The sequence below is a fragment of the Paludisphaera soli genome (genome assembly GCF_011064595.1).
GTDB lineage: Bacteria > Planctomycetota > Planctomycetia > Isosphaerales > Isosphaeraceae > Paludisphaera > Paludisphaera soli.
On the sequence record NZ_JAALJI010000134.1, the window covers coordinates 1 to 735 of the forward strand.

The following is a 735-nucleotide window of genomic DNA, read 5'->3' on the forward strand; positions in this document are numbered from 1 at the left end:
CGAGGACGACGACGGCGCCGCGGCCTCCCAGCGGCCGGCCCCCCGCAACGGCTACGGCCCGCCCGACGACCGCCGACCCGCGCCGGCCCGCGACCACGACGAGGTCCCGCGCGGCTACGTCCCTCAACGCTCCGCCGGCCCGACCGACCGGATCGCCGAGCGGGCCCAGGCGCAACCTCCCGCACGGCGCGCCGCCGCGCCTCCGCCCCGCGATCAGACGCCCATCGAGGCTTTCGGCGACGGACCGCCGCCCCGCGGCCGCTGACAGTAAGGACGCCCCGCAGTGAAACCCTTCCCGTTCAACCCGGCCTGGGCCATGGACCCGCGCGTGCAGTCCATGCCCGAGGCCTTCCAGAGGCGGCACGTCATGATCCTCTGCTACCAGGCGATCGACGGCCTCGCGGGGCTCCGCGACGCGGACCTGGCCGCCTCGCTGCGGATCTCTCCCGACGAGCTGGCCGAGACCAAGGCCGCGCTCCTGGAGCGAGGGTTGATCGGCGACGACTGGAGGCCCAACGGGTTCCCCGCCGCCGCCGGCGAGGACGAGGCTGAGCGCCAGAAGCGGCTCGCCGCCGAGCGGCAGAAGCGGCGTCGGGAGAGGCTGAAATCGACCGCCGTCACGGGGTGTCACGTGACGGATCACGTGACGCGTCACGTGACGTCACGCGTGACGGAAAACGTGACGAAACGTGACGTCACGCGTGACGCCGTGACCCCCCCCCAATCCCCCCCCTA

At 73.9% G+C, this 735-nt stretch carries 2 pseudogenes; both read left to right on the forward strand.

Going from position 1 to position 735, the window contains the following annotated elements:
- A pseudogene (locus tag G6O68_RS31995) lies at window positions 1-265 on the forward strand (hypothetical protein); the annotation flags it as partial.
- Window positions 266-283: 18 nt separating this feature from the next.
- Window positions 284-735 (forward strand): annotated as a pseudogene (locus tag G6O68_RS32000) (hypothetical protein); the annotation flags it as partial.